This is a genomic window from Streptomyces sp. MspMP-M5, assembly GCF_000373585.1.
In the GTDB taxonomy this organism is placed as follows: domain Bacteria; phylum Actinomycetota; class Actinomycetes; order Streptomycetales; family Streptomycetaceae; genus Streptomyces.
Genome location: NZ_KB891879.1, coordinates 48,784 through 74,459 on the forward strand (window position 1 = coordinate 48,784; position 25,676 = coordinate 74,459).

Annotated in this window: 25 protein-coding genes and 1 pseudogene; 19 read left to right on the forward strand and 7 right to left on the reverse strand. The window is 72.8% G+C overall.

Translation table 11 applies throughout. From position 1 onward, the window contains the following. Positions 1-192 precede the first annotated feature (192 nt). The 3 genes from B073_RS0109230 (at position 193) to B073_RS0109240 (ending at position 3,202) form a co-directional block, all read left to right on the forward strand. Positions 193-1,098 (forward strand): SIS domain-containing protein, encoded by a 906-nt coding sequence (locus B073_RS0109230; RefSeq protein WP_018537802.1) that lies wholly within the window; start codon positions 193-195, stop codon positions 1,096-1,098. Positions 1,099-1,248: 150 nt separating this feature from the next. Beyond that, positions 1,249-2,130, forward strand: coding sequence for a class II fructose-bisphosphate aldolase (locus B073_RS0109235; protein WP_018537803.1), 882 nt, complete (start codon positions 1,249-1,251; stop codon positions 2,128-2,130). A gap of 268 nt (positions 2,131-2,398) precedes the next feature. Beyond that, positions 2,399-3,202 (forward strand): DeoR/GlpR family DNA-binding transcription regulator, encoded by an 804-nt coding sequence (locus B073_RS0109240; protein WP_026247212.1) that lies wholly within the window; start codon positions 2,399-2,401, stop codon positions 3,200-3,202. 215 nt (positions 3,203-3,417) lie between these two features. On the opposite strand, the pseudogene B073_RS43730 reads toward B073_RS0109240, so the two are convergent. Continuing rightward, positions 3,418-4,059, reverse strand: a pseudogene (locus B073_RS43730) (NAD-dependent epimerase/dehydratase family protein); the annotation flags it as partial. Positions 4,060-4,083: 24 nt separating this feature from the next. Here B073_RS43730 and B073_RS43735 point away from each other — a divergent pair. Together B073_RS43735 and B073_RS0109255 are read left to right on the forward strand one after the other, a co-directional pair. After that, positions 4,084-4,440: a hypothetical protein gene (locus tag B073_RS43735; protein WP_078507943.1), complete on the forward strand. Its 357-nt coding sequence runs from the start codon at positions 4,084-4,086 to the stop codon at positions 4,438-4,440. A 177-nt stretch (positions 4,441-4,617) separates the two neighbouring features. Then, positions 4,618-4,926, forward strand: coding sequence for a hypothetical protein (locus B073_RS0109255; protein WP_018537806.1), 309 nt, complete (start codon positions 4,618-4,620; stop codon positions 4,924-4,926). Positions 4,927-5,161: 235 nt separating this feature from the next. Here the strand turns inward: B073_RS0109255 and B073_RS39485 are convergent, their stop codons facing one another. Next, positions 5,162-5,932: a TetR/AcrR family transcriptional regulator gene (locus B073_RS39485; RefSeq protein ID WP_018537807.1), complete on the reverse strand. Its 771-nt coding sequence runs from the start codon at positions 5,930-5,932 to the stop codon at positions 5,162-5,164. A gap of 157 nt (positions 5,933-6,089) precedes the next feature. On the opposite strand from B073_RS39485, the gene B073_RS42705 reads away from it, so the two are divergent. Beyond that, the gene (locus B073_RS42705) at positions 6,090-8,228 is read left to right on the forward strand and encodes an FUSC family protein (RefSeq protein ID WP_018537808.1); all 2,139 of its coding nucleotides are present in this window, start codon (positions 6,090-6,092) and stop codon (positions 8,226-8,228) included. Between the two features lie 117 nt (positions 8,229-8,345). Beyond that, a complete protein-coding gene (locus B073_RS0109270; protein WP_018537809.1) occupies positions 8,346-8,852 on the forward strand; it encodes a MarR family winged helix-turn-helix transcriptional regulator in 507 nt (168 codons plus the stop codon). Between the two features lie 159 nt (positions 8,853-9,011). Here B073_RS0109270 and B073_RS0109275 read toward each other — a convergent pair whose 3' ends face one another. Then, positions 9,012-9,347, reverse strand: coding sequence for a hypothetical protein (locus B073_RS0109275; RefSeq protein ID WP_018537810.1), 336 nt, complete (start codon positions 9,345-9,347; stop codon positions 9,012-9,014). 198 nt (positions 9,348-9,545) lie between these two features. After that, a complete protein-coding gene (locus B073_RS0109280) occupies positions 9,546-10,151 on the reverse strand; it encodes a TetR/AcrR family transcriptional regulator (protein ID WP_018537811.1) in 606 nt (201 codons plus the stop codon). Between the two features lie 136 nt (positions 10,152-10,287). Between B073_RS0109280 and B073_RS0109285 the strand changes: the two genes are divergently transcribed. The 3 genes from B073_RS0109285 (at position 10,288) to B073_RS0109295 (ending at position 13,020) form a co-directional block, all read left to right on the forward strand. Next, a complete protein-coding gene (locus B073_RS0109285; RefSeq protein ID WP_018537812.1) occupies positions 10,288-10,806 on the forward strand; it encodes a PH domain-containing protein in 519 nt (172 codons plus the stop codon). Then, positions 10,803-12,503, forward strand: a complete 1,701-nt coding sequence (locus tag B073_RS0109290; RefSeq protein ID WP_234025031.1) for a PH domain-containing protein — start codon at positions 10,803-10,805, stop codon at positions 12,501-12,503. The genes B073_RS0109285 and B073_RS0109290 overlap by 4 nt, the downstream gene beginning before the upstream one ends. Before the next feature lie 106 nt (positions 12,504-12,609). After that, complete coding sequence (locus B073_RS0109295; RefSeq protein ID WP_018537814.1) at positions 12,610-13,020, forward strand: SsgA family sporulation/cell division regulator; 411 nt, start codon at positions 12,610-12,612, stop codon at positions 13,018-13,020. Between the two features lie 130 nt (positions 13,021-13,150). Here the strand turns inward: B073_RS0109295 and B073_RS0109300 are convergent, their stop codons facing one another. Further along, a complete protein-coding gene (locus B073_RS0109300) occupies positions 13,151-13,951 on the reverse strand; it encodes a polysaccharide deacetylase family protein (protein ID WP_106731812.1) in 801 nt (266 codons plus the stop codon). A gap of 153 nt (positions 13,952-14,104) precedes the next feature. Here B073_RS0109300 and B073_RS0109305 point away from each other — a divergent pair, with 153 nt between their 5' ends. From B073_RS0109305 to B073_RS0109320, 4 genes are all read left to right on the forward strand, one after another. Next, a complete protein-coding gene (locus tag B073_RS0109305; RefSeq protein WP_018537816.1) occupies positions 14,105-14,809 on the forward strand; it encodes a response regulator transcription factor in 705 nt (234 codons plus the stop codon). Continuing rightward, on the forward strand, positions 14,806-16,347 hold the full coding sequence (locus B073_RS39500) for a sensor histidine kinase (protein WP_018537817.1): 1,542 nt from the start codon (positions 14,806-14,808) through the stop codon (positions 16,345-16,347). Before B073_RS0109305 ends, B073_RS39500 begins: the two co-directional genes overlap by 4 nt. Then, positions 16,344-16,973: a hypothetical protein gene (locus B073_RS0109315; RefSeq protein ID WP_018537818.1), complete on the forward strand. Its 630-nt coding sequence runs from the start codon at positions 16,344-16,346 to the stop codon at positions 16,971-16,973. Before B073_RS39500 ends, B073_RS0109315 begins: the two co-directional genes overlap by 4 nt. 97 nt (positions 16,974-17,070) lie before the next feature. Next, entirely contained in the window at positions 17,071-17,472 is a 402-nt protein-coding gene (locus tag B073_RS0109320; RefSeq protein ID WP_018537819.1) for a DUF1992 domain-containing protein, read from the forward strand. A gap of 30 nt (positions 17,473-17,502) precedes the next feature. Here B073_RS0109320 and B073_RS0109325 read toward each other — a convergent pair whose 3' ends face one another. After that, positions 17,503-18,792 carry a DUF4185 domain-containing protein gene (locus B073_RS0109325; protein WP_018537820.1) on the reverse strand — a complete coding sequence of 430 codons (1,290 nt, stop codon included), beginning with the start codon at positions 18,790-18,792 and terminating at the stop codon, positions 17,503-17,505. Positions 18,793-18,983: 191 nt separating this feature from the next. Between B073_RS0109325 and B073_RS0109330 the strand changes: the two genes are divergently transcribed. The 4 genes from B073_RS0109330 (at position 18,984) to B073_RS46295 (ending at position 24,670) form a co-directional block, all read left to right on the forward strand. Beyond that, entirely contained in the window at positions 18,984-20,870 is a 1,887-nt protein-coding gene (locus B073_RS0109330) for a methylmalonyl-CoA mutase family protein (protein ID WP_018537821.1), read from the forward strand. After that, positions 20,867-23,098 carry a methylmalonyl-CoA mutase gene (gene scpA, locus B073_RS0109335; protein WP_018537822.1) on the forward strand — a complete coding sequence of 744 codons (2,232 nt, stop codon included), beginning with the start codon at positions 20,867-20,869 and terminating at the stop codon, positions 23,096-23,098. The genes B073_RS0109330 and scpA overlap by 4 nt, the downstream gene beginning before the upstream one ends. Before the next feature lie 11 nt (positions 23,099-23,109). Next, the gene (meaB, locus tag B073_RS39505) at positions 23,110-24,141 is read left to right on the forward strand and encodes a methylmalonyl Co-A mutase-associated GTPase MeaB (protein WP_018537823.1); all 1,032 of its coding nucleotides are present in this window, start codon (positions 23,110-23,112) and stop codon (positions 24,139-24,141) included. Positions 24,142-24,304: 163 nt separating this feature from the next. Further along, on the forward strand, positions 24,305-24,670 hold the full coding sequence (locus B073_RS46295; protein ID WP_018537824.1) for a hypothetical protein: 366 nt from the start codon (positions 24,305-24,307) through the stop codon (positions 24,668-24,670). A gap of 6 nt (positions 24,671-24,676) precedes the next feature. Here B073_RS46295 and B073_RS0109355 read toward each other — a convergent pair whose 3' ends face one another. Next, complete coding sequence (locus tag B073_RS0109355; protein WP_018537825.1) at positions 24,677-25,204, reverse strand: ATP-binding protein; 528 nt, start codon at positions 25,202-25,204, stop codon at positions 24,677-24,679. A 214-nt stretch (positions 25,205-25,418) separates the two neighbouring features. Here B073_RS0109355 and B073_RS0109360 point away from each other — a divergent pair, with 214 nt between their 5' ends. Then, entirely contained in the window at positions 25,419-25,661 is a 243-nt protein-coding gene (locus B073_RS0109360; protein WP_018537826.1) for a DUF397 domain-containing protein, read from the forward strand. Positions 25,662-25,676: the final 15 nt, after the last annotated feature.

Genomic DNA, 25,676 nt, shown 5'->3' on the forward strand with positions numbered 1-25,676 from the left:
CGGCCGGTTCCTGCATATGCGACGGCGCACCTCGTCGCCCGCCGTCACCCGCACGAGGGATGGAACGGTTGCACGAAAGTGCGTAGAGTCAGATCTAACGAAGCAAAAAGTTGCAGAGTAGATGCATTCTCAGTTCTCAGAGCAATCGATCGGCAACCTCGATCGCCGATCACGGACCACGGGAGGGTGTCGATGAGCGAGATGTCGTACATGGAGCAGGAACTGCGCAGTCAGCCGGAGACGTGGCGGGAGGCCGCACGGATCGGCGCCATCGGCGGGCCGCTGCCCAAGGCCGGCCGGCGCGTGGCCGTCGTCGGCTGCGGGACGTCATGGTTCATGGCGCAGTCCTACGCGGCCCTGCGCGAGGGCGCGGGACTGGGCGTCACGGACGCCTTCCCGGCCTCGGAGGCGTTCCTCGGCACCGCCCGCGGCTATGACGCGGTCGTGGCGATCACCCGCTCGGGCACCACGACCGAGGTGCTGCGGGTACTGGAGGCGGTCAAGGGCCGAATCCCGACGGTGACGGTGCTCGGCGACCTCGAAACGCCCGCGGTCGAGCTGTCCGACGAGACGGTGGCGCTGCCGTTCGCCGACGAGCGGTCGGTGGTGCAGACCCGCTTCGCGACCACGGCACTGACGCTGCTGCGCGCCCACCTGGGTGAGGATGTCGCACGAGCGGTGACCGACGCCGAGGAGGCGCTCACGGCGCCGGTGGAGAAGGAATGGGTGGACGCCGAGCAGTTCGCGTTCCTCGGCACCGGCTGGACGTACGGCCTGGCCAACGAGGCGGCGCTCAAGATGCGGGAGGCGTCGCAGAGTTGGACGGAGTCCTACCCGGCGATGGAGTACCGCCACGGCCCCATTTCGATAGCGGCTCCCGGCCGGGTGACCTGGCTCTTCGGCCGGGCGCCGGAGGGGCTTGCGGCCGATGTGGCACGGACCGGAGCGCGCTTCGTGTCCCACGCCCGGGATCCGCTGGCCGACCTGGTGCTGGTCCAGCGGGTCGCCCTGGAACGGGCACGCGCACGCGGCCTGGACCCGGACAATCCGCGCAGCCTGACCCGCTCGGTGATGCTCCAGGAAGCCACCGTGTCCTAGGGCCGCTCCGGTGGACCAACGGAGAACGAGCCACGGCCCACCAGACTGCCTGTCCACCGACCCCTCACCGCGACCACCCCTCCCCCGCCCCCTCCTCCACTGCACCCACTCGACATCAACTCACCCCTTCCGCAAGGGAGTCAGGTCACCATGCCCCTCGTTCCCACCGCGTCGATCGTCGATGCCGCGCGTGCCGCGCGGGTCGGTGCCGCGGCCTTCAACGTCATCCATCTGGAAACCGCCGAGGCGCTGGTCGCCGCCGCCGAGCGCACCGGCATCCCGCTGATCCTCCAGATCAGCGAGAACTGCATCCGCTATCACGGCAGTCTGCTCCCCCTCACCAGGGCCACGCTCGCCCTCGCCGAGGAGTCGACGGCCCGGATCGCGGTCCACCTCGACCACATCACCGACACCGAACTGGTCCACCAGGGCATCACCGCGGGCGTGCGCTCGGTGATGGTGGACGCCTCCGCCCTCCCCTACGAGCAGAACGTCACCACCACCGCTGCGCTCGCCGCCTGGTGCCATGAGCGGGGCGCCTATGTCGAGGCGGAGCTCGGCGAGGTCGGCGGGAAGGACGGGGTCCATGCGCCGGGAGCCCGTACGGATCCCGATGAAGCCCTGGCCTTCGTCCGGGCCACCCGGGTGGACGCGCTCGCCGTCGCCGTCGGCTCCTCCCATGCGATGCGGGAGCGCACCGCCGAGCTGGACAAGGACCTGATCGCGGAACTCCGCAGGACTCTGCCGGTGCCGCTGGTTCTGCACGGCTCGTCCGGAGTGCCGGACGACGAGCTCCGGCGGGCCATCGCCGCGGGCATGACGAAGATCAATATCTCCACGCATCTGGTCTCCGTCTTCACCGGCTCAATACGGCACACACTGGCCTCGGACCCGGCGCTGGTCGACTCCCGGAAGTACGTCAAGCCGGCCCGGGAAGCGGTGGCACAGGAGGCCGCCCGGCTGCTGGAGGTACTGAACACTCCGGTGACGACCTCCCACCTGCAGGCTGCGGAGGCAACGGTGCGGGGCTGAGCCCACCGGGCCACCGGGCCACCGGGCCACCGGGCCACCGGGCCACCGGGCCACCGGGCCACCGGGCCACCGGGCCACCGGGCCACCGGGCCACCGGGGCGAGGTTCCGGGGCGCGTGACGAGTACCGCTCTGCGTCGCCCGAGCACGCGGCGGGGATGAGGGCCGGGGGCACGAAAGGACTGCACGAAAAGACTGAGAAAGCCGAGGTGAGGCCGGGAGCATGGGCTGGGAAGCACTTCAGGTCGGGGAACGAATTAGGCTCGCGCCATGAAGCGCCATGAACGAATGAACGCACTGCTCGAGCTGCTCGGGGACCGTGGCCGAGTGGATGTCGAGGAGGCGGCGACCGCGCTGGAGGTCTCCGCCGCCACGATGCGGCGCGACATGGACGCCCTCGCCGAGCAGCAGCTGCTGGTCCGCACCCGGGGCGGGGCGGTGCTGAGCTCGGTGGCGTACGACCTTCCGATCCGCTACAAGCAGGGGCACCGCTCGGCGGAGAAGGAGGCGGTGGCCAAGGCGGCCGCGCGGCTGGTGGAGCGCGGGGACGTGGTCGGGCTGAGCGGCGGGACGACGACCACCGCGATCGCGCGGGTGCTCGCCACCCGGCCGGACTTCGCCGAGGCGGGCCCGCAGCCGGATCTGACCATCGTCACCAACTCACTCAACATCGCCAACGAGCTGGCCGTCCGGCCGCAGATCAAGATCGTGCTCACGGGCGGCGTGGCCCACTCCCGTTCCTATGAACTGGTGGGACCCTTCAGCGAGTTGGTACTCCAGCAGATCTCCATCGACATCGCGTTCATCGGGGCCAATGGTGTGGACCCGATGATGGGGGCCACGGTGCACGACGAGGCGGAGGCGCGGATCAACCGGCTCATGGCCGAGCGGGCCCGCCGGGCCGTGATCGTCGCGGACTCGTCGAAGATCGGCGAACGGTGCTTCGCGAGGGTCGGTGACGCAGATGTCTTCGACACCCTCATCACCGACGGCGCGGTGGCGGAGGAGACCCGCCGGGAGTTCGCCGAGCGGGGGCTGAAGGTGGTGGCGGCGCGCCCGACCGGGAGCGACTGACACTGGGGGGCGTCGGCCACGCCGAGATCGGCCAGGCATCGGAGGGCGCCCGGGGCAGCGGCCGGCCGGCGGCGCGTCACCAGGCCGTGTCGCCGCGGAGGGTGGCGTCGGCGCCGCCGCCGACGAACAGGATCTGGCCGGTGACGTGGGGGGTTGTCCGGGGAGGTGAGCCAGGTGAGAACGGAAGCGATCCGCTCGGGACGGGCGTGACCGTGCAGCGGCATCGGCACGCTGGCGTCGACGACCTCGCGCATCACGGGGTCGCCGAGCAGTGGTGCGGTCATCGGTGTGATGACCGTGCCGGGGGCGACGGCGCCGAGCGGTAGGCCGGCACCCGCCCAGTCAGCAGCGATGGCGGCGCGGCGGAGCAAGCGGGCGATGGCGTGCTTGGAGGAGCCGTAGACGGTGTGGCCCTCGCCGCGGTCGATGGCCGCCTGGGCGGCGCCGACGGCCCGGTCGTCGTCGCCGGCCGGTGCAGCGTCGACGATCGCCGGGTCCGGCGGGTGGATGGCGGCCACGGAGGAGACGAGCACGGCGCGGGGATCGGTGCCGGCGGCGAGCAGGGGGCGTAGCCCTTCAAGGGTGGCGACCGTACCGAAGTAGTTGACCTGGAGGGTGATGGGGCGGAAGTGGGCCAGTCCGGCGCAAGCGATCACGGCGTCCAGCCGTCCGCCGGTCAACTCGGCGGCGCGATCGGCCAGTTCGGCGCGGCCGGCGGGGGTGGCGAGGTCGGCTGCGATGTCGGTGCCCTTGAGGTCGGCACCGAGCACGGTGTGGCCCCGGTCTCGGAGCCGGGTCGCGGTGGCCCGGCCGATGCCGGAGGTGGCGCCGGTGACGAGGTAGGTGCGGCGGGACATGGGCGACTCCTTGTTCGGTCCGACGTGCGCGGGTCTCGTGCCTGGGCTCGTGAGGACTCGGCGGCGGCGCGCAGGCTGGCCGACCCGGAGAAGGCCCGGCGGCTGATCCGGGTCATGGGCAGCGTGCCCGCGATCCGGATGCGGTGGCTGGCCGCGGGGCGGGACATGCAGGACCAGCTCGTCCCGGTGCTCGCGGCGCGCACCGGAGCGGCCGAGGACAGCATGGAAGTACGGCTGCCGGCCTGTGCGTTGATCGATGCGCTGTCGGTCGCCATGGAGCATTGGGCATGGCAGGACGAGCCGGGCGATGTGGCGGAGCTCACGCGGCAGGCTTTGGCCTATTTGCGGGTGGACGAGCTCCAGGCACCGGCCCGGGGCTGAAATCCAGGGTGCGGGTGTGGAGAATGGGGCGGAGCCGGGCAGGGCTCGGCGAGCCATGACAGCTGGGGCGGCGGAGGCCGCGAAGAAGACCGAAGCGCTGGGGCGGAGCTGAACCACCGGTCGTCGTATGACGGCGGGGCGGCGGACCGCGGCCGCGCGTTGAACGGGGGACATCAGATGCGGAAGATCATGTCCATAGCGCTGGCCGGTGTGGTGTGCGGGGCCTCACTGACGCTGGCCACCGCGACACAGGCGGCGGCCGACCAGGTGCCGCGGTGTGCCAAGGTGCGCAAGTACTTCAGCTCGGGCGGTCAGCGTTACGTCCGGCTGACGAATCTGTGCACCCAGCGGCCGGCCTGCTACTCGATCGTCATCCCGCACCAGGCGGATCGGCGCGGCCTGCTCCCCAAGGGAACGACGAAGGACGTGCGATACGGCACGGCAGCCGGGCCACGGGCCCTGTACGTCAAGAACGTCTCCTGCTGAACGTCGAGAGCAAGAGCGTCGGGAACACAAGAACGTCGAGAGCAACGGCACCGGGAACGAGGGCGTCTCCAGCTGAGGAGCGCGCCTGTTGCCGATCACGGCGCGGCTGCCACCGGTCGCAGCGGCCCGTGGTCGAGGCAGCAACAAGGCAACAGGGCAGCCCGTACAAGCCGGCCGGACGGCCTGGCCGCACCCCGTACGCATAACCCTGTCGGTGTGAGAGAAACCCGGCAGTTCACTCCGGGAGGGCGATGCCGTCCAGGACCATGGCGAGGTACTGGCGGGCGATTTCCCCTGGGGTGTGGCGGCCCTCCGGGCGGTACCAGCTCGCGGCGACCCAGACCGTGTCGCGCAGGAAGCGGTAGGCCAGCCGGAGATCGAGGTCGCCGCGGAAGACGCCCTCGGCCACGCCGCGCTCCAGTGTGCCGAGCCACAGTTGCTCGAACTTCCGCCGGGATTCGGTCAGATAGCCGAAGCGGGGCTGGGTGGCGAGGTGCCGGGCCTCCTTCTGGTAGATCGCGACCGCGGCACGGTGCCGGTCGATCTCCCGGAACGACTCGGTGACCAGCGCCTCGATGGTCTCCCGCGGCCCGTGGCCGGCCGCCAGCACCGCGTCATAGCCGGCCCACAGCTCGTCCAGGAAGGTCACGAGGATCTCGTCGACCATCGATTCCTTGGAATCGAAGTGGTAGTAGAGACTGCCCGCGAGCATTCCCGCCGCGTCCGCGATCTGGCGGACGGTGGTCGCGTTGTAGCCCTGCGCGGCGAACACCTCCGCCGCGGTGTCCAGGAGTTCGCGGCGGCGGTCCGGTGAACCGGACGCGGTCGCCGACTCCGCCTTCCCGGAGCTCTTGGCGCCCTTGGCGTCCTTGGCACTCTTGGCACCCCGTGTGGTGCCCTTAGCGCTATCGGCGGTCTCGGGGCTCTGCTCACGCTTGGTGTTTTTGGCGTTCTTGGCGGTTGGCACGGGGACATTGTCGCGCGTCGGCGGGGTGAGTCGACGCATATCTTTTACCTGTAAAACACCTGCTAATGTTTTGGGCATGGGGAAGCATGCCAAGCACGCCGCGAAGCAGGTCAGAGGCACGGGACGACGGCCGAGGGCGGCGCAGTCGACCGTCAGGGGGCCGGGCGGGGCGGACGGGGCGGACGGGGCGACCCCGGTGCGGTTCCGGCCGCTGCCGGTCCGGAGCACGGTGCGGCTGCGGCGGCCCGTCGACATCTGGCACAAGCCGGCACTCAGTGCCGTGGTGGCACTGGGCGTCCCGGATCTGGTGCTGTTCGCCCTGGGGCGGCTCGACCTGGTGCTCTACACCTCCGCCGGGGCGATGTGCGCGCTGTACGCGCACGGTCTGCCGTACGCGGCGCGGGCCCGGACGCTGCCATGGGTGGTGCTCGGGATGGCGGCGAGCGTCGCCTTCGCGTTGACCGCGGCGTCGCTGATCACCTCGGCCGCGGCGCTGGTAGTCCTGGCGTCACTGGTCGCCGCGGTGCACAAGGTGGTGTGCGATGCGACGCGCATCGGGCCACCGGGGAATCTGATCCTGACGTTCATCGCGGCCTCGGCGTTCTTCGTGCCACAGCGGCCGGCGGAGGTGCTGGCGCATACCGGGCTGACGCTGGCCACCGGGGCGTTCGCGTGGCTGGTGTGCATGGCGCCGGCGCTGGTACGGCCGCAGGGGCCGGAGCGGATCGCCACCGCGCGGGCGCTGGAGGCCGCCGCCGGGCTGCTGCGGGCGCGAGCGGAGGCCGAGGCCGCGCGGCCGGCCGGGGGCACGGCATCGACCAGGGACGGGGGGCCGGCCGGGCCTGCGGAGCCCGCCGTGGCTCCGGAGCCGGCTGAGGTGGCCGGGGTGGTGCATGCCCGGCACGCCACCGCGGCGGCGGTGAACGCTGCCTGGCACGCGCTGTTCCTCGTTCCGGCCCGTACGCCGGAGAAGGCCGCGGCACGGGCGGGGCTGGAGCGGCTGCTGGTGCGGGCGGAGTCCGCGCTGGGCGGGGTCCCTCGGGATGCGGCGGCAGAGGCCGACCGGTTCGGCGACTGGGCGCGCGAGCTACGGAGCGGACGACCGCTGCCCGAGGTGACATTGACCGCCGCGGAGGCCGCGGAACTGGCCGGTGTGGCCTGGGAGTTCGGGGTCGCGCTGGAGCCCGGCACGGCGCTGCGGCAGCCGAGTGCAACGACCACTGTGTCGCGTGTGTCGCATGCAGCAAAGGTCGAGGGGTGCCATCCGCGGACGGGAGTGGAACCCCGTGGCGACCTACGGGGTCGGGGGGCGGCGGACGCGCGAGGGCTGCGGCGGCCGGTGCCCGGGCGGCCGCGGGGCGTGCGGGCGGTGGTCGGACGGCTCCGGCCCGGTTCGCCGCTGCTGCCCATCGGGGCGCGGGTCGCGGTGGGGTGCGTCCTGGCGGGCTGGGCCTCGTTGGCTGCGGGGGTCGGTCATCCGTACTGGGCCGTGGTGACCGCGGCGTCGATCTACCAGGCCAACACCACCCTCTCCTGGCAACGCGCCTTCCAGCGCACCCTCGGGAACCTGCTCGGACTGGTCCTGTTCACCGCGCTGCTGCCGGTGATCCACATCGGGCCGGGCGTGATGATCGCGCTGGCGCTGGCGTTCCAGCTCGGTGCGGAGGCCACGATCACCCGAAACTACTGGCTCGGCTCGGTGTGTGTGACGCCGATGGCGCTGCTGCTGACCGAGTTCGGCCGACCGCTGCCGGCCGGCACGCTGATCGCCGACCGGTGGCTGGACACCGTGGTGGGTGCGGCGGTCGGGCTGGTCTGCTGCGTACTGGTCACCAACCGGCGGGCGGCCGACCGGATCGATCTGGCGCTGGAGCGGGTGACGGAGGCGGAGGCGACAGCATCCCGGCTGCTGGCCACGGGGCCCGGGGTGCGGTCCGGGAAGCGGTTCGGGCACTCCGGGCGGTCCGGCGTGGACACGGTGGACGGGGTGAACGGAACCGGTGGGGCGGACGGGGCCGACGCGATGAAGGAAGTAGTCGAGGGCCGCGATGCCGGTTGGGCGGGCAATGCCGGTTGGGCAGATGAGACCCGGTGGGCTGAGGGGACCCGTTGGGCGGACGAGGGCGAGTGGGTCCGCTGGGCGCATGAGGCAGGTTGGGCGCGGGACCGGCTCGGCGGGGCCCTGGTCGAGTTGCGGGAGGCCGTCGAGGTGGCGGCCGGTGAGTGGTGGCAGCGGGCACTCCCCGAGGAGCAGATCGCCCGCGCCGAGCAGGAGGGCCATCGGACGCTGGCGGCCCTGGTCCGGCGGCTGGCCGCGCCCGCCCTGGCCGCCTGACACACGCCTCTCGGCCCGGCCCTGGGCGGGCACGGTTCGGCCCCGCCCTGAGCAGGCACAATGAGGACGGTAGGCGACCGGGATACCGGCGGAGGGATGGCCGAGAGGAGTGTGCGGGTGACCGAGGACATCGTCGCTGGGGTGCTGCGCCAGTGGCAGCAGGTGCACCCCGGGCTGGACACCGGCCCGATGGCGGTGATCGGACGGCTCAACCGCTGTTCCGCGCTGCTGCAGCAGGCTGCCGACGCGCCACTGCGGCGGGCGGGGCTGACCCGGCCCGAGTTCGACATCCTCGGCACGCTGCGCCGGATGGACCGTGAGCTGACGCCCGGCCGGGTGGCGCGGGAGACCTTCGCCTCGGGGGCGGCGGTCACCAAGCGCGTCCGGCAGTTGGAGGAGCGCGGGTTGGTCAGCCGCCGGCCGGACGACCGGGACCGCCGGGTCACCCACCTCTCGCTCACCGACGAGGGGCGGGAGACCATCGACCGGCTGCTGCCCGAGCAACTGCGGTACGAGGCCGCACTGTTGGAGGGAATCGGGGAGGCACGGCGGGAAGAACTCTCCACGGCGCTGAGCGAGTTGCTGGTGGTACTGGAGGGGCGACTGGCGAGCCTGATGGACTGACGGCGGGGGCTGCTGGAACGGCCGGAGGGCGCGAGGGCAGGGCGCGACGCCGCAGGGGCGGCCTTTCGGCGCGTGCTCCCCCTCGGCGCGGCGTGCGCCCATGGCCCCGCAGTCCCCGGCGACGAGCGGCATCCGCCCGCCGTCCCGCTGGTAACGCCCTCATTCCCCCGGAAACGACTCGTCGCTCCAGCGGAACCACGCCGCGTCGTCCTCGATGTGCAGCAGGAACTCCGCCACCGGCCCGTCCGGGGCGATCAGCCGGACACCGTCGCTGGCGCGGGCGTAGGCGTCCTCCCAGGCGGCCAGGTCGTCGTCGACGGTGCCGATGGCGTCGACGAGGGCCAGCTCGCGGGCGAAGTGCGGCCGCAGTGCGGCGAAGGCCGGGCCGGGCGTGAAGCGGCCGTTCAACCAGGGGAAGTCCGCCTCCGTGACGGTGATCTCGCCGACCACGTCCGCGCCCCGTTCCACCCGCCAGGTCTCCCCGATGTACGGCATCGCTGCCTCCCCTTGGTCACGCTGTGACGCGCGGGAGCGCCCAGCCAAGTGCGGTAGGGACGGTCCTGCGCGACGGTCGGACGACAGAATGGCAGACCCTGCGAGCGGGCCGAGCGGCGATGGCGAGAAAGCGCGGAAGGACGACCAATCCCCTTTCAGGGCGGCTGATTGACACACAGTCAGCTTTCGTCGACAGGCTTACCGCTCCGCCCCGAACAGGTTGTCCAGCTGTCGGTCCAGGAGGGCGAGTGCCTGTTCGGGACCGTGGATGCCCAGCAGGACGTAGGAGGCCAGGCCGTCGGAGAGGGCGATCAGCAGCATGGCCTCGTCCTCGGTGGCGCGCTCGGGCGGGAGTTCGCCGCGCTCGGCGGCCCGCCGCAGCTGGTCGGTGAGGAAGTCGCGGAGCTTGGGGATGCCGTCGCGCGCCTCCGCACCCAGGGCCGGATCGTGGACGGCGCGGGAGTAGTAGGCGGCACCGACCAGGAGGCCGGCGCGGCTCTCCGCGTCGAGCGGGAGCATCCCGGCGCAGCAGGCGCGGAGCACCGCCCGCGGCGTGGGCTCCTCCTTCAGCGCCTGGATCCGCTGCGCGATGCGTTCGGTGGCCTTGCGGTTGATGTGCCGGAGGGCGAACAGCAGCAGCTCGTCCTTGGTGCGGAAGTAGTGCTGGATCCGGCCGAGCGAGATACCTGCCTCGGCGGCGACATCGCGCAGGCTGACGCCGTCCACGCCCCGGGTGTTCGCGAGTCGCCAGAGCGCCGCGGAGATCTCCTGGCGCCTGGCTTCGTGATCCACCTTCTTCGGCACGAGCGGTGCCCCTTCCATCCGTACTGCCGCTGCGCTGGTCGCGCAGGTCGCTGAGCGGCCCGCTTTTACAAGTCGCTCGTACCGTTATAACGTAACGCCTCACAATACGTTTGACTTGGAAAACGGTGACCTCCTGATGCCTGAGCACGCCGCACCGCTCCTCCGCCCGCCCCGCCACCGCGTCGATCCACGCGCCCGCGCCTGGTGGCGGACCCAGGCACTGCTCACGCTCAGCGGTCCGATGCTGCTGACCGCGCTGGTCCTGGCGGTGCTGTCGCTCCTCTTCTTCCCGGGCGCACTGACGTGGTTGGGCCCGCTGCTGCTCGTCGTCCTGGTCCTGCCGGCCGTGGGCTATCTCGTGGTGATGCCGCGGATGCGGTACGCGGTGCACGCCTGGGAGCTGGGCGAGCGCGCGGTCTACGCGGCGGGCGGCTGGTTCTGGCAGAAGCGGCGGATCGCGCCGCTGTCCCGTGTGCAGACGGTGGACACCCTGCGCGGCCCGATACAGCGGCGGTACGGGCTGGCGACGGTGACCGTCACCACCGCCTCGACCGCCGGCGACATCAAGATCGCCGGCCTGTCGGACGCCGATGCCGAGGCGCTGTCCCGGCGGATCGGCGAGGTCGCCCAGGACGTGCCGGGGGATGCCGCATGAGCGCCCCTTCCCCGTGGAACGGCGCCGGAGACAGCAGCATGCCGGCCCCTGCCCCCCACCCCGAGCACGCCGAGTCCGCGCAGTACACGGAGCACGCCCGGTACGACGAGCCCGCCCCGTACACCCAGTACACCCCGCACGCCGAGGAGCGTCCCGCCAGCGTCAGTGGCGGGCAGGAGTGGCGGCGGCTGAGCCCCCGCACGCTGCTGGTGCACTGCGGCTGGCTGGGCGCGCCGCTCGGCTCGTTGGCGCTGACGGCGCTGGCCACCGGCGGCCGGATCACCGGCGGTGCCTGGCTCACCCTCGTGGCGATCGCCGCCGCGTTCGCGGTGGTCGCCGGGGCCGGGCTGGTCCGGTGGGCGCGCACCGACTTCCGGGTCACCGGCGAGAGCCTGGAGGTGCGGAGCGGGCTGCTCACCCGGCGGGTGCGGAGCGTACCGCTGCACCGGATCCGCACCGTCGACCTGACGGCGTCCCCGCTGCACCGGCTGCTGGATGTCACGGTCCTGCGGGCCGGCACCGCGGGCTCCGGGTTGGGCGGCGGCGAACTGTCGCTGGAGGCCCTCCCGGTGGCCGAGGGCGAGCGGCTGCGCGCGGAACTGCTGGCCCGCGCGGCCACCGGGACGGCCAGCGAGGACCCCGTACTGGCGCAGATCAACTGGCGTTGGCTGCGGTACGCGCCGCTGACTTTCTGGGTCGTCGGCGGGGTCTTCGCCGCGGGCGGTTCGGCCTACCGGGTGCTGCACGAGATCGGCATCGAACCCTGGAAACTCGGCTTCGTCCGGCGAGCGTTCGAGGAGTTCGGCAACGGGATGCTGTGGCTGACCATCCCCGCGGCACTGCTGACGGTGATCGTTCTCGGCTCGGTGGGCGCGGTCGCGCTGTACGTCGAGAACTGGTGGGACTACCGCCTGGAGTGGGCGGACGCCGGCACCCTGCGGGTGCACCGGGGGCTGCTGACCACCCGCTCGGTGACCATCGAGCGCGCCCGGCTGCGCGGGGTGGTGCTGCGCGAGCCGCTGCTGCTGCGGGCCGGCGGCGGGGCGACGGTGCGCGCGGTCGCGGGCGGCCTCGGCAACAAGGAGGAGAACCGCAAGCGCAGTGGGCTGCTGCCGCCGGCGCCCCGCCGGGAGGCGGTGCAGGTGGCCAGCGGAGTACTGCGATCGCCTTTCCCCGGCAGCAAGGTGACGGCCCATCAGGAACACGCGCTGACGCGGCATCCGCGGGTAGCACTGCGCCGGCGGCGGGTGCGCGGCATGCTCTTCGGCGTGCTGCCGGGCACGGCGCTCCTGGCCGGTCTGGGGGCGGCGTTCACCCCGGTGCTGCTGCACGCCGCGTGGATCTACGCGGTGATCGCCACGCCGGTGGCGCTGTGGCTGGCCCGGGACGCGTACCGGAATCTGGGGCACGGGATCACCGGCCGCCATCTGGTCGCCCGCTCGGGCACGTTCAGCCGGGACACCCTGGTGCTGCGGCGGGAGGCGGTCGCCGCCTGGACGTTCACCACCTCGCCGTTCACCCGGCGGGCCGGGCTGGTGTCCCTGACCGCGGCGGTGGCGGCGGGCGAGGAGGGCTACCGCATCCCGGATCTCGCCGAGGGCGCCGCGCCCGGCTTCGCCGCGGCGGCGACCCCGGGCCTCCTGGACGAGTTCCTCACCCACCCACAACGGAACGGGGATTCGGCACCGGCGACATGACGCAGATCACACACCCCGATTGTGCACGGCGAGGCCGGGCAGACCGTCCTACAGGATGACCACGCCCGCGTTCCGCGGGCCGACTCGCTGTGAGGGAGCCGCCGCGATGCACACCGCCATCGACCAAGCCGTTCAGGTCCGTCTCCTCGCGACGTCGGTCGGTCACGCGGTCCCGGCGGTGCTGCGCTACCTGCGGACCGATCCGCTGGCGGTGCGGATGACCTTCCCTCCCGAGATCTCGCTCGACGGTGCGGCGGTGGACTGGGCGTTCGCCCGGGACCTGCTCGCCGAGGGGCTGCACGGGGCGGCCGGCCGGGGCGATGTGCGGGTGCGGCCGTCGGGTCCGGAGCGCACGGTGATGGAGTTCCACGCCGACGAGGGCATCGCCATGGTCCAGTTGCGGACCGAGGACGTCCGGCAGTTCCTGGACCGCTCGTACGACGCGGTGCCGGCCGGGCGGGAGCACGAGTACCTGGGCGTGGAGCGGGGGCTGGCGGAGCTGTTCGGCACGGCGTGAGGACGACGGCGGCGCACGCGACCAGCTGGGACACGCACGAACCGAAGACGACGAACGGGCCGGTGACGACCGGCCCGTTCAGCTGTGTGCGGGGGTGTTGGGTGTACGGAGGTGTACGGAACGGGGCCGGCTACCGCTGCGGGAAGCCGAACCCGTAGCCCTGCTGCTTCATCCACGGCAGCAGGCGCTTCAGCGCCTCCACGGTGCGGGCGCGGTTGCCGCCGCCGTCGTGGAAGAGGACGGTGGGGCCGTTGCGGAGTTCGCCGCGGACGGTCGACTCGATGTGCGCGACGCTGCCGCCCTCGAAGTCCTTGCTGTCGACGTTCCAGCCCAGCGGGCGCATGCCGTGCTCGGCGGCCAGCTTGCGGCTGTAGGGGGTGAAGGCGCCGCCGGGGGCACGGTAGTACTCGACCTTGGCGCCGCCCGCCGCGGCCTCGATCATCTTCTGGGCGTCGAGGATCTGCCGGGACTGGTAGTCCTCGGAGCGGTGGTCCATGGCGGTGTTGTGGTCGATGGTGTGGTCGCAGAGCCGGTGTCCCTCGGTCACCACCTTCTTGACGAGGTCGGGGTGGGCCGCGGCCTGCGGGCCGATCATGCAGAAGGTCGCCTTGACGCCGTTCTCCTTGAGGGCCTCCAGCACCTTCGGGGTCCAGACGGGGTCCGGGCCGTCGTCGATGGTGATGTTGAGGCTGCGGCCGGGACGGTCGGAGGCGTGCACGATGGACGGGTCGACCGGAGCGGTGCGCGGCGGCTGCGCCGGCTTCCGTGCGTGGTCGACCGGGTCGGCCTCGGCGCTGGGCTGGAGGAAGGCGAACGCCCCCGCCACCGCCAATGACGCCACCGCGGCGGTGGTCACGCCGATGATCCCGCCCTCGATCCCGAAGCGCCGTCCCGTGCCGAAGCGCCGTCCCGTGCCGAAGCGCCGTGCCATGTCGAACCCGCCCCTCATGTGCTCTGCTGTATTCCTGCCGGCGGCTGGTGTGCCCCTTTACACGGACGCCGCCTGCACCCCCTCAGATGCACAGGACTCGGGGCGGGATGCTCCTGTTACGGATCCATCATGAAACTTATTGATACTGGACCCATGCCACGTGTACTGCTGATCGAGGACGACGCCGCCGTCCGCGACGGGGTGTCCCTCGCGCTGCGGCGGCGCGGCCATGACGTCGCGGCCGCGGCCAGCGGCGAGGAAGGGCTGGCGGCGCTGCCGTCCTTCCGCCCCGACATCGTGCTGCTGGATCTGATGCTGCCCGGCAAGGACGGCTTCGAGATCTGCCGGCTCATCCGCGCCGAGCGACAGCTGCCGATCATTATGCTCACCGCCCGCGGCGACGACCTCGACGTGGTCCTCGGTCTGGAGGCGGGTGCCGACGACTACATCGTCAAACCGGCCCGCGGCGAGGTGCTGGAGGCCCGGATCCGGGCGGTGCTGCGGCGCACCGCGCTGCCCACCGACGGCGCCCCGGCCACCGAGCCGGGGCCCGCGCCGGTCGAGACCTACGGCGAACTGGCCATCGACCGGGCCGGGCTGGTCGTGAGCAAGGGCGGCCAGGACCTGGCGCTGGCGCCGTCCGAGATGAAGCTGCTGCTGTTCCTGTCCGCGACCCCGGGCCAGGTCTTCAGCCGCCAGCAGCTGCTGGAGCACGTCTGGGAGCACAGCTACCACGGCGACGCCCGGCTGGTGGACGCCTGTGTGATGCGGCTGCGGACGAAGATAGAGGACACCCCGCGCAGCCCCCGGTACGTGCAGACCGTGCGCGGCTTCGGTTACCGCTTCGGACCGCTGTGAGCCGCATCCGCCGCCTGCTGCCGGGCGTCTCCGCGGTGCGCGGACTGCGTGCCCGGCTCGTGGTGGCGTTCCTGCTGGTGGCGGCGGTCAGTGCGCTGACCACCGCCGGGCTGACCTACCGCGAGGCGCGCAACGCCATCCTCCAGCGGTCCCAGGACACCGCCGTCAACGACCTGCGGGCCCAGGTCAATTCCCTGGCGCCGGAGCTGGCGGTGCCGCCGTCCCGGTCCGACCTGGACTTCTTCCGGGTGAAGCTGGAGCGCTCCGGCCAGTCCCGCGACTGGGACATCTCGGTGCACTACAACGGCGTCCCGGACGACGACGCGAGCGGGCTGCGGCGCGACATGGTGGTGCCGGCCGACTTCAAGGCGTCGGTGGAGAAGCGCCGGGTGCCGGCCTTCCAGCGCATCGACCGGGACGGCTCGCCCTGGCTGCTGATCGGGATGCCGGTGCGGCAGACCGACGGGCGGCCGTCGGCGCTGACGGTCTACGCACAGTTGCCGCTGCGTTCGGAGGAGGCCAACGTCGAGGCGCTGGTGACCGCCGCGCGCGGCGGGGCGCTGCCGGCGTTCGCGCTGGCGGTGATCCTGCCGCTGATCGCGGCGCGCGGGGTGTTGCGGCCCGTCCGGGGGCTGCGGCAGGCCGCCGGGCGGATCGCCGAGGGCAAGCTGGACACCCGGCTGGAGTTCAAGGGCGCCGACGAACTCGCCGATCTGTCGCGGACGTTCAACGAGATGGCGGCGAAGCTGGAGGAGAGCATGGCGGAGCTGCGCCGGATGGAGGCGAACTCCCGGCGGTTCGCGGCCGATGTCTCGCACGAGCTGCGGACGCCGCTGGCGGCGATGTCCGCGGTCACCGACGTGCTGGACGAGGACGCCGACTCCCTCGACCCGGACACCGCCTCGGCGGTCCGGCTGATCAGCCAGGAGACCGGGAAGCTGGCGCGGATGGTGGAGGACCTGATGGAGGTCTCGCGGTTCGACGCGGGCGCCGCCGCGCTGCACCTGGACGAGGTGGACGTCGCCGAGACGATCCGCAAGACGCTCCAGGCCCGTGCCTGGCAGCAGCGGGTGACCGCGGAGCTGCCGGACGACGTCCGGGCCCGGCTGGACCCGCGCCGGCTGGACGTCGTGGTGGCCAACCTCGTCGGCAACGCCCTGCATCACGGCGGCGAGCCGGTCCGGGTGGTGCTGCGCGCGCCGGAGCCGGGCGATGCCACCCTGCGGATCGAGATCCGCGACAGCGGCCCGGGGATAGACCCCGAGGTGCTGCCGCATGTCTTCGACCGCTTCTACAAGGCGGACTCGGCCCGCGCCCGGTCCGAGGGCAGCGGGCTGGGGCTGGCCATCGCGCAGGAGAACGTCCGGCTGCACGGCGGCACTTTGCGCGCCGCCAACGCCCCGGAAGGCGGCGCGGTGTTCACCGTCGAACTGCCGCTGCGGCACGAGGAGGCACCGGCCGACGGTCCGGCCGACGGGGCCGCGGACGAGCCGGCGGGGAAGCCCTCGGCCACCGGGAAGGGAAGCGACACCGCATGATCGTCCGCCAGCAGACCACGAGCCGGACGGCCGCGCACCCTGCCGCCGCCGTCCGCCGTCCCGGCCGCCGGGCCGCCCTGGGCGCCCTGGCCGGCGCGCTCACCGCCACCCTGGCCGGCTGCGGCATCGAGACCACCGATGTGATCGACGCCGGGGAGCCGGCCAACGGGGTACGGGCCCCGGGCAAGCCGCCGGCCGATGTGCAGCTGTTCTTCTACGGGCCGGATGGACTCCACCCGGCGACCCGCCCGGCGAAGGAACCCCTGGACCCGCAGGCCACCATCGACCTGCTCGTGAAGGGGCCCAACCACGCCGAGCGGATGCGCGGGCTCTCCAGCGTGGTGCCCAAGTTCCCCGCTCCGCTGACCGCCACGACCGGGCCCGGCCGGGTCTCGATCACCCTGCCGGTGAACGCCAAGCTGCTGGACCCGGCCTCGCTGAACCAGCTGGTGTGCACCGCCGCCAACGCCCGCGTCCCCGGGGGCAAGCCACCGGGCCAGGTCACGGTGACGCTGGTCGGCCACGGGGTCCGGGTCGGCCCCATGGTGTGCGGCGGCAACAACGCCTTCCCGCTGGTCCAGCCGACCCCGACCAGCGCCGCCGACACCGCCGACGGAGGCGACTGACCCGGCCGCCCGGTCCGTCCCGCACCCCGGGCCGGACCGGGACCTGCGCTACGGTGAAGGGACGAGGACCGTCCGGCCCGCACCTCGGGAGAATCCCATGACCGAGCGCAAGCCTCCCGGCGTCAGCTTCGAGAGCTGGGTCGACAAGCAGATCCGCGAGTCGGCCGAGCGCGGCGGCTTCGAGCAGCTGCCCGGCTTCGGCAAGCCCCTCCCCCACCTCGACCGGCCCTACGACGAGACGTGGTGGATCAAGGACAAGATGAGCCGGGAGCAGATCTCCTTCCTCCCGCCCACCCTCGTCCTGCGCAAGGAGGCCGAGGACGCCCTGGCGGCCGCCGCCGACGCCCCCACCGAGGCCGCCCTGCGCCGCATCCTCACCGACATCAACGACCGGATCCGCACCGCACTCGCCGCCCCGCCGGAGGGCCCGCCCCTCAACCTCACCCCCTACGACATCGAAGAACAGACCCGCAAGTGGCGGGAGAGGCACGGGGGTTGAGCCTGCGGGCTCGGCCCGTCACCGCGCCCGTCACCGCCCCGCCGGTGCCAGGTGGATGCGGAGGAAGCGCGGGCGGTAGAGGGTGACGTCGCCGTTGACGACGGGGTCGGCGGGGGTGCCGGGTGGGCCTAGCCAGTTGATGTCGTAGCTGAGGAGCAGGCCGGCGGGGGTGGTGAACTCCGGGTGGGCCTGGGGGTTGTAGGCCGCGACGTGGGCGGGGTCGGGGCCCGCCGGGCGGGGTGGGGCGATCCGGCCGGATGGGCCGTGCCAGGGGCCCTGGGGTGCGCAGGCCCAGTAGCCGGTGATGGTGCGCAGTCCGGCGGTGCCGCCGGCCGCGGTGTCCATGGTGAGCAGCACCCAGGTCCCGCCGTCGCGGACGACGGTGAAGGCGCTGCCGACGCCGCGCCGGCCGCCGCCGCGCAGCACCGGCACGGCCCGCGCGGCGTCCGGCCGCCAGTGGGCGCCGTCCCAGTACCGCCAGGCCGCCCGGTCGGCGAGCCGGCCGGCCGGGACCCGGGCCAGATAGCCGCTGTCGGCGGGGGACGAGGGCGGGTCGTCGCCGCCGAAGACATAGGTCCGGGCGCCGTCGCGGACGAGTGCGGTGCCGTAGAGGACGCGCCGGGCCGGGTCGGTGACGGTGCTCTGGTCGGCGACGGGAGCGATCGACTCCAGCCGGAGGTCGGGCAGGGAGAGGGTGGCGACCTCGGTGCCGTGCGGCATCCCGAAGATCCAGGGGCCGCTGCCGGGGACGCGGTTCCACAGCAGCACCCGGACGACCCGGTCGGGTGAGCCGGGGGCGCGGGGCTCCACGGCCGCCTGGACGGGCCAGCGCCAGCCGCCGCCGGGCGGGTCGGGGAAGAACGGTCCGGGTGCGGCCGGGGTGCCGCCGGTGAGGGTGCGCTCCGGGGTGCCCGACGGGGACATCACCACGAGGGAGTTGTGCCGGAGGTAGGGGGTGCCGCCGGTGTCGGTGGTGCGCCAACTATGGGGCGCGCCTTGGGGGTTGGGCGGCGGGTGGACCCGGTCGAGGAAGGTGTCGGAGAACAGCCAGAGCGTCCGGCCGTCGGGGAGGCGCACCGAGTGGGTGCCGTCGCCGCCGGTCCAGTCGTCGGTGCGGGTGTTGTCGTCGCCGTAGCGGGCGAACGCCGTGGTGGTGGCGGGGTCCGTGGTCCAGGAGGCGAGGGTGCGTCCCGTGCAGGCGGCGCGGTCGGTGCCCGGTTGCGGGGCCGGCGCCAGCACGGCGGCGAGGGCGGCCAGGAGCAGGAGTCCTACTAGCAGGGCGGCGGCGAGGGTGGTGCGGGTGATCGGCGGGTGGTGCATTCCGCTCCTCGGTGGGGTGCGGGGCCACCGTAGCGCGCGGGGTGGCGACGTTCCGGGAGGGGCGGGAGGGGGGCCGCGGCCCTTCCGTGACGGTTCGCGCGGTACATGGCAATCGACGTTCCGTTCAACGAGGGCAAGGTCACAGCGTTGCCCCCTGCTCCGGCTAACGGTCGTTCGCCTAGCCTGCTGCCATGACCGCCGAGTCCCCCGAACTCCCCCTGGCTGCCGCCTTCCCGACGGCGGAACGCGAGCAGTGGCAGCGCCTCGTCGAGGGCGTGCTGCGCAAATCGGGCGCTTCCGACGCCGCCGGTGTCGCCGCCGAGGATGCGCTCGCCACCGATCTCCAGGACGGCATCCGTGTCCGTCCGCTCTATACCGCCGAGGACGCGCCGGCCGCCGCGGGTCTGCCCGGTTTCCCGCCGTTCATAAGGGGGAGCCGGCCGGAGGGCACCGCCGCGTCCGGGTGGGACGTACGTCAGCGGCAGGTCGGCACCGATCCCCGGCAGGTCAACGAGGCGCTGCTGGCCGACCTGGAGAACGGGGTCACCTCGGTGTGGCTGACCGTGGGCGCCGGCGGGGTGCCGGTGTCCGGTCTGGCGCAGGCGCTGGAGGGCGTCTATCTGGATCTGGCGCCGGTGGTGCTGGACGCGGGTGCTCAATTCCCGGCGGCGGCCGAGGAGTTGCTGCGGTTGTACCGGGAGTCCGGGGTGGCGCTGGCGGAGACGACGGCCGTGCTGGGCGCGGATCCGCTGGGTCTGCTGGCGCGTACCGGGGACGACGGCGGGCTGGCCGAGGGGCTGGCGGCCGCCGTCCGGCTGGCCGGCCGGGCCGCGGAGAGTACGCCGCGGATCCGCGCGATGACGGTCGACGCGCTGCCGTATCACGAGGCGGGCGGTTCGGCGGCCGAGGAGTTGGGTGCCTCGCTGGCCACCGGTGTGGGGTATCTGCGGGAACTGACCGCGGACGGGCGGGGCCTGGACATCGACGCGGCCTGCCGGCAGCTGGAGTTCCGCTACGCCGCCACGGCCGATCAGTTCCTGACGCTGGCCAAGCTGCGGGCGGCGCGGCTGCTGTGGGCGCGGGTGGCGCAGGTGTGCGGGGCGTCGCCGGCCGCGGCCGCGCAGCGCCAGCACGCGGTGACGTCGACGGTGATGATGTCGCGTCGGGATCCGTGGGTGAACATGCTGCGTACCACCGTTGCGGCGCTGTCCGCGGGGCTGGGCGGCGCGGACGCGGTGACGGTGCTGCCGTTCGACGCGGCGCTGGGGCTGCCGGACGCGTTCGCCCGGCGGATCGCCCGGAACACCCAGTCGGTGCTGCTGGAGGAGTCGCATCTGGCGAAGGTGATCGACCCGGCGGGCGGCTCCTGGTACGTCGAGCGGCTGACGGCCGAACTGGCCCGGGCGGGCTGGGCGTTCTTCCAGGAGATCGAGGGCGCGGGCGGGCAGGCCGCGGCGCTGCGGTCGGGGATGATCGGCGAGCGACTGGCGCGGACCTGGCGGCGGCGCGGCGAGGATCTGGCGCACCGCCGGGAGCCGATCACCGGCGTCAGCGAGTTCCCGAACCTCGCGGAGGCCGCGCTGGAGCGCGAGCCGGCCCCCGCGCCGGCCGGCGGCGGGCTGCCGCGGGTGCGCCGGGACGATGCCTTCGAGGCGCTGCGGGCGCGTTCGGACGCGCATCTGGCGGCGCACGGGGCGCGTCCGAAGGCGTTCCTGGCGGCGCTGGGCCCGGTCGCGGCGCACACCGCGCGGGTGGCGTTCGCCGCCAATCTCTTCCAGGCGGGCGGCATCGAGACCGTCTCGGAGCAGGTGACGGCCGCGTCGGTGGCCGAGGCGTTCGCGGCGAGCGGCGCCCGGATCGCGTGTGTGTGCGCCAGCGACGCGGTCTACGCGGAGCAGGCGGCGGAGGTGGCCGCGGCGCTGAAGGCGGCGGGTGCGGTGCGGGTGCACCTGGCGGGCAGGCCGGGTGCGCGCGGTGCGGAGTTCGCGGCGGCCGGGGTGGACACGTTCGTGTTCGCGGGCTGCGACGCGGCCGGGGTGCTCTCCTCGGCCCTGGATGTCACGGAGGTGGCGGCATGAAGGAGACGGCACGACAGGCGGGCGCCATCCCGGACTTCAGCACGGTGGAGCTGGGCGAGGTGCCCGGTGCGGCGGCGCCCGGCGACCGGGAGCGCTGGACGGAGGCCGTCCAGCAGGCCACCGGCAAGAGCGTCGCGGACCTGACGTGGGAGACGCCGGAGGGCATCGACGTCAAGCCGCTGTACACCGCGGCCGACCTCGACGGCCTGGACTTCCTGGGCACCTACCCGGGCATCGCGCCGTATCTGCGCGGCCCGTACCCGACGATGTACGTCAACCAGCCCTGGACGGTCCGGCAGTACGCGGGCTTCTCGACCGCCGAGGAGTCCAACGCCTTCTACCGGCGCAACCTCGCCGCCGGCCAGAAGGGCCTGTCGGTCGCCTTCGACCTGCCCACCCACCGCGGCTACGACAGCGACCACCCGCGGGTGACCGGTGACGTCGGCATGGCGGGTGTGGCCATCGACTCGATCTACGACATGCGGCAGCTCTTCGAGGGCATCCCGCTGGACCGGATGACGGTGTCGATGACGATGAACGGCGCGGTGCTGCCCGTTCTCGCCCTCTACATCGTGGCCGCCGAGGAGCAGGGCGTGCCGCCGGAGAAGCTGGCCGGGACCATTCAGAACGACATCCTCAAGGAGTTCATGGTCCGCAACACCTACATCTATCCGCCGCAGCCCTCGATGCGGATCATCTCCGACATCTTCGCGTTCACCTCGCAGAAGATGCCGCGCTACAACTCCATCTCGATCTCCGGCTACCACATCCAGGAGGCGGGTGCGACCGCCGACCTGGAGCTGGCGTACACCCTCGCCGACGGGGTGGAGTACCTGCGCGCGGGCATGGCGGCCGGGATGGACGTGGACTCCTTCGCGCCGCGGCTGTCGTTCTTCTGGGCGATCGGCATGAACTTCTTCATGGAGATCGCCAAGCTGCGGGCGGCCCGGCTGCTGTGGGCGAAGCTGGTCTCGCAGTTCGAGCCGAAGAACCCCAAGTCCCTTTCGCTGCGCACCCATTCGCAGACCTCCGGCTGGTCGCTGACGGCCCAGGACGTGTTCAACAACGTCACCCGGACGTGTGTGGAGGCGATGGCCGCGACCCAGGGCCACACCCAGTCCCTGCACACCAACGCGCTGGACGAGGCGCTGGCGCTGCCCACCGACTTCTCGGCCCGGATCGCCCGCAACACCCAGCTCTTCCTCCAGCAGGAGTCGGGCACCTGCCGGGTGATCGACCCCTGGGGCGGCAGCGCCTACGTCGAGCGGCTCACCCACGATCTGGCGCGCCGCGCCTGGGCGCACATCGAGGAGGTCGAGGCGGCGGGCGGTATGGCCAAGGCCATCGACGCCGGTATCCCCAAACTGCGCGTCGAGGAGGCCGCCGCCCGTACGCAGGCACGGATCGACTCCGGGCGGCAGGCGCTGATCGGCGTCAACAAGTACCGGGTGGAGACCGACGAGGAGATCGAGGTCCTCAAGGTCGACAACTCCGCGGTACGGGCGCAGCAGATCGAGAAGCTCAAGCGGTTGCGCGCGGAACGTGACGAGGACGCCTGCCGGCGGGCGCTGCGGGCGCTGACGGAGGCGGCGAAGTCCGCGCCCGGCCCGGGACTTGAGGGCAACCTCCTGGCGCTGGCGGTGGACGCGGCCCGGGCGATGGCGACCGTCGGGGAGATCTCGGACGCCCTGGAGGAGGTCTACGGACGCCACTCGGGCCAGATCCGTACCATCTCGGGTGTGTACCGAGACGAAGCGGGCCCCTCGTCGGGGGTCGAGCGCACCCGGGAGCTGGTGGCCGCGTTCGAGCGCGCCGAGGGCCGCCGGCCGCGCATCCTGGTGGCCAAGATGGGGCAGGACGGCCATGACCGGGGCCAGAAGGTGATCGCCACGGCCTTCGCCGACCTGGGCTTCGACGTGGACGTCGGCCCGCTGTTCCAGACCCCGGCCGAGGTGGCCCGGCAGGCGGTGGAGGCCGACGTGCACATCGTCGGGGTGTCGTCGCTGGCGGCCGGTCACCTCACGCTGGTGCCGGCGCTGCGGGAGGCGCTGGCGGCGGAGGACCGGGAGGACATCACGGTCGTGGTCGGCGGGGTGATCCCGCCGCAGGACGTGCAGCCGCTGCGGGACATGGGCGCCGCCGCGGTGTTCCTGCCCGGCACGGTCATCCCGGACGCGGCCCACGACCTGGTGCGGGACCTGGCCTCGGCCCTCGGTCACGAGCTGTAGGGCGGAGGGGCATGGCTGCGAGGATCGATGTCGACCGGTACGCCGAGGGGGTGCGGGCCGGTTCCCGGGCCTGGATCGCCCGTGCGGTCACGCTGGTCGAGTCCACCCGCGCCGATCACCGGGCGGCGGCCCAGCAGTTGCTGGTGCGGCTGCTGCCGTACTCCGGTGCGGCCCGGCGGGTGGGCATCAGCGGCGTGCCGGGCGTCGGCAAGTCGACCTTCATCGACGCCCTGGGCTCGCTGCTGACCGGGATGGGGCACCGGGTGGCGGTGCTGGCCGTCGACCCGTCCTCCAGCCGGACCGGCGGCTCGATCCTGGGCGACAAGACCCGGATGGAGCGGCTGGCGACGGACCCGGCGGCGTTCGTCCGCCCCTCCCCCACGTCCGGCACGCTGGGCGGGGTGGCACGGGCGACCCGGGAGTCGATCGTGGTGATGGAGGCCGCGGGCTACGACGTGGTGCTGGTGGAGACGGTCGGCGTCGGCCAGTCGGAGACCACCGTCGCCAACATGGTCGACACCTTCCTGCTGCTGACCCTGGCCCGCACCGGCGACCAGCTCCAGGGCATCAAGAAGGGCGTCCTGGAGCTGGCGGACCTGGTGTCGGTCAACAAGGCGGACGGGCCGCACGAGCGGGACGCCCGGTCGGCGGCCCGCGAACTGGCGGGCGCGCTACGGCTGTTGCAGCCACCAGACGCGGCCTGGACCCCGCCAGTGCTCACCTGCAGCGCCCGCGAGGGCACCGGTCTGAAGACGGTGTGGGAGCGGGTGGAGCAGCACCGCACGCTGTTGGAGTCCACCGGCGCGCTCGCCGAGCGGCGCCGCGCCCAGCAGGTCGACTGGACGTGGTCGATGGTCCGGGATCGGCTGATCGACCGCCTCCAGGAGCATCCGGACGTCCGCCGGCTGGGGCCGGAGGTCGAACGGGCGGTCCGCGCGGGCGAGATCACCGCGACGCTGGCGGCGGAGCGGCTGCTGTCGGCCTTCGGCCTGGGCGAGGGCTTCGCCGAGGGGCCGGCCGGGGGCGCCGGCGGAGTTTCCTGACGCTACATCAAGTCTCTTACAGGTTCGGACTGAAGAGACAGAACCGGGGCTGACACCCCGGTGCGGATACTCATCCGCGGACCTGAGTAGCGCGACTCATGACGCCCGGGTGTCCGGCCCCGAGGATGTGGGTACCACCCACCGACCGGGGCCGGGAGTCATCATGGGAGCCAACAGCTTTCCGCAGGACGTCGCGCGCGGGCTCTTCGAGGGCAATCCACTGGCCGGGCTGATCGAGGGGTTCTGCCTGACGCTGGCCGCGGGCGGCGACCTGGAGGCCAGGCCCGTGGTCCACGTCCAGCTGCGGCCCGGGGTGGCGCTGTCGGCGGTCGAGGCGGAGCAGTTGGCCAAAGCCTGCCAGCAGGGCCTCCAGCGCCAACTGGACGCCCATGAGGCGGACTTCGCGCCTCATCCGGAGCAGGGTCCGGCCGCGAACGAACTGGCCATCGCCGTGCACCCGTACCGCAGCGGCCCGTTCGCCGATCCCGCCTCGATCCGCGACGGCTATCTGCTGCGCGGCGACTCCTGATCGCGCTCAGCCGCGCGACATCACCGTGGCCCACACGGTCTTGCCGGAGTGGTCCGGCGGCGTCCAGCCCCAGGAGTCGCTCAGCTGGTTGACGAGGTGGAGTCCGCGCCCGGACTCGGCCAGGGCCTCCTGCGGCCGTAGCACGGGCGCCCGGGTCCCGCCGTCGGAGACCGCGCACAGCACCCCGCGCTCCTGCCGGGTCAGCGCCAGCCAGGCATGGCAGAAGCGTTCCTCGGAAAGGAAGTTGAAGCCCATGTCGAGGGGGTCGGCGGCGCCGTGCCGGAGGGCGTTGCTGACCAGTTCCGAGACGACCAGAACGGCGTTGTCGGCGAGGTGGGGGCACATCCGCCAGGCTTCGAGGGTGGTCCGGGTGAAGCGGCGGGCCTCGGCCACGGTGCACTCCGCACCGCTGAGCGCGCAGGCCGCGAAGCCGTCCGGCCCCGGCATGCACCACGCATCCCGGCCGGTGGCGGCCGCTGGCTCCCCTCCTTCCCGGAGGGCGTCGCGCTCGGACTGTGCCGGGTGTGTGGTCATCACGATCTCCGCGGAGGGGCAAACGGGTTGGGCGCGTCCGGGACGGTCTGGGCGGGGCCGCCCCGGAGGGCTAATATCCTCGTCGGCCGTCCTTCGCTGCAAGTGCATCTGCAATTACATCGACAAGGACGGCCGCCCAGGGACCGGATCACGCCAACCGTGATCACGGCCCCGGATCGGTCCCGAGCACACCCCCACCAAGGGAGCAGCTGTGATGGAGTCGATGACCAACGGCATGCCGGCCACGGCAGTCGGCGACGCGGTCTGGCGTAAGAGCCGCCGCAGCAACCCCAATGGCAACTGCGTTGAACTGGCGCTTCTTCCGGACGACGGGGTCGCGGTGCGCAACTCGCGGCACACCACGGGCCCGGCGCTGATCTATCCGCGCGCCGAGATGGCCGCGTTCGTCCAGGGCGCGAAGGACGGCGAGTTCGATGACCTGTTCGCCTGCGACTGAGCGGAAGACCGCCGT

Excerpts from the sequence above, each read along its gene's own strand:
- B073_RS0109230 (WP_018537802.1), top strand. The coding sequence starts at position 193 with ATGAGCGAGATGTCGTACATGGAGCAGGAACTGCGCAGTCAGCCGGAG.
- B073_RS0109235 (WP_018537803.1), top strand. The coding sequence starts at position 1,249 with ATGCCCCTCGTTCCCACCGCGTCGATCGTCGATGCCGCGCGTGCCGCG.
- B073_RS0109240 (WP_026247212.1), top strand. The coding sequence starts at position 2,399 with ATGAAGCGCCATGAACGAATGAACGCACTGCTCGAGCTGCTCGGGGAC.
- B073_RS0109255 (WP_018537806.1), top strand. The coding sequence starts at position 4,618 with ATGCGGAAGATCATGTCCATAGCGCTGGCCGGTGTGGTGTGCGGGGCC.
- B073_RS39485 (WP_018537807.1), bottom strand. The coding sequence starts at position 5,932 with ATGCGTCGACTCACCCCGCCGACGCGCGACAATGTCCCCGTGCCAACC.
- B073_RS0109275 (WP_018537810.1), bottom strand. The coding sequence starts at position 9,347 with ATGCCGTACATCGGGGAGACCTGGCGGGTGGAACGGGGCGCGGACGTG.
- B073_RS0109285 (WP_018537812.1), top strand. The coding sequence starts at position 10,288 with ATGCCTGAGCACGCCGCACCGCTCCTCCGCCCGCCCCGCCACCGCGTC.
- B073_RS0109290 (WP_234025031.1), top strand. The coding sequence starts at position 10,803 with ATGAGCGCCCCTTCCCCGTGGAACGGCGCCGGAGACAGCAGCATGCCG.
- B073_RS0109295 (WP_018537814.1), top strand. The coding sequence starts at position 12,610 with ATGCACACCGCCATCGACCAAGCCGTTCAGGTCCGTCTCCTCGCGACG.
- B073_RS0109300 (WP_106731812.1), bottom strand. The coding sequence starts at position 13,951 with ATGGCACGGCGCTTCGGCACGGGACGGCGCTTCGGCACGGGACGGCGC.
- B073_RS0109305 (WP_018537816.1), top strand. The coding sequence starts at position 14,105 with ATGCCACGTGTACTGCTGATCGAGGACGACGCCGCCGTCCGCGACGGG.
- B073_RS0109315 (WP_018537818.1), top strand. The coding sequence starts at position 16,344 with ATGATCGTCCGCCAGCAGACCACGAGCCGGACGGCCGCGCACCCTGCC.
- B073_RS0109320 (WP_018537819.1), top strand. The coding sequence starts at position 17,071 with ATGACCGAGCGCAAGCCTCCCGGCGTCAGCTTCGAGAGCTGGGTCGAC.
- B073_RS0109325 (WP_018537820.1), bottom strand. The coding sequence starts at position 18,792 with ATGCACCACCCGCCGATCACCCGCACCACCCTCGCCGCCGCCCTGCTA.
- B073_RS0109330 (WP_018537821.1), top strand. The coding sequence starts at position 18,984 with ATGACCGCCGAGTCCCCCGAACTCCCCCTGGCTGCCGCCTTCCCGACG.
- scpA (WP_018537822.1), top strand. The coding sequence starts at position 20,867 with ATGAAGGAGACGGCACGACAGGCGGGCGCCATCCCGGACTTCAGCACG.
- meaB (WP_018537823.1), top strand. The coding sequence starts at position 23,110 with ATGGCTGCGAGGATCGATGTCGACCGGTACGCCGAGGGGGTGCGGGCC.
- B073_RS46295 (WP_018537824.1), top strand. The coding sequence starts at position 24,305 with ATGGGAGCCAACAGCTTTCCGCAGGACGTCGCGCGCGGGCTCTTCGAG.
- B073_RS0109355 (WP_018537825.1), bottom strand. The coding sequence starts at position 25,204 with ATGACCACACACCCGGCACAGTCCGAGCGCGACGCCCTCCGGGAAGGA.
- B073_RS0109360 (WP_018537826.1), top strand. The coding sequence starts at position 25,419 with ATGGAGTCGATGACCAACGGCATGCCGGCCACGGCAGTCGGCGACGCG.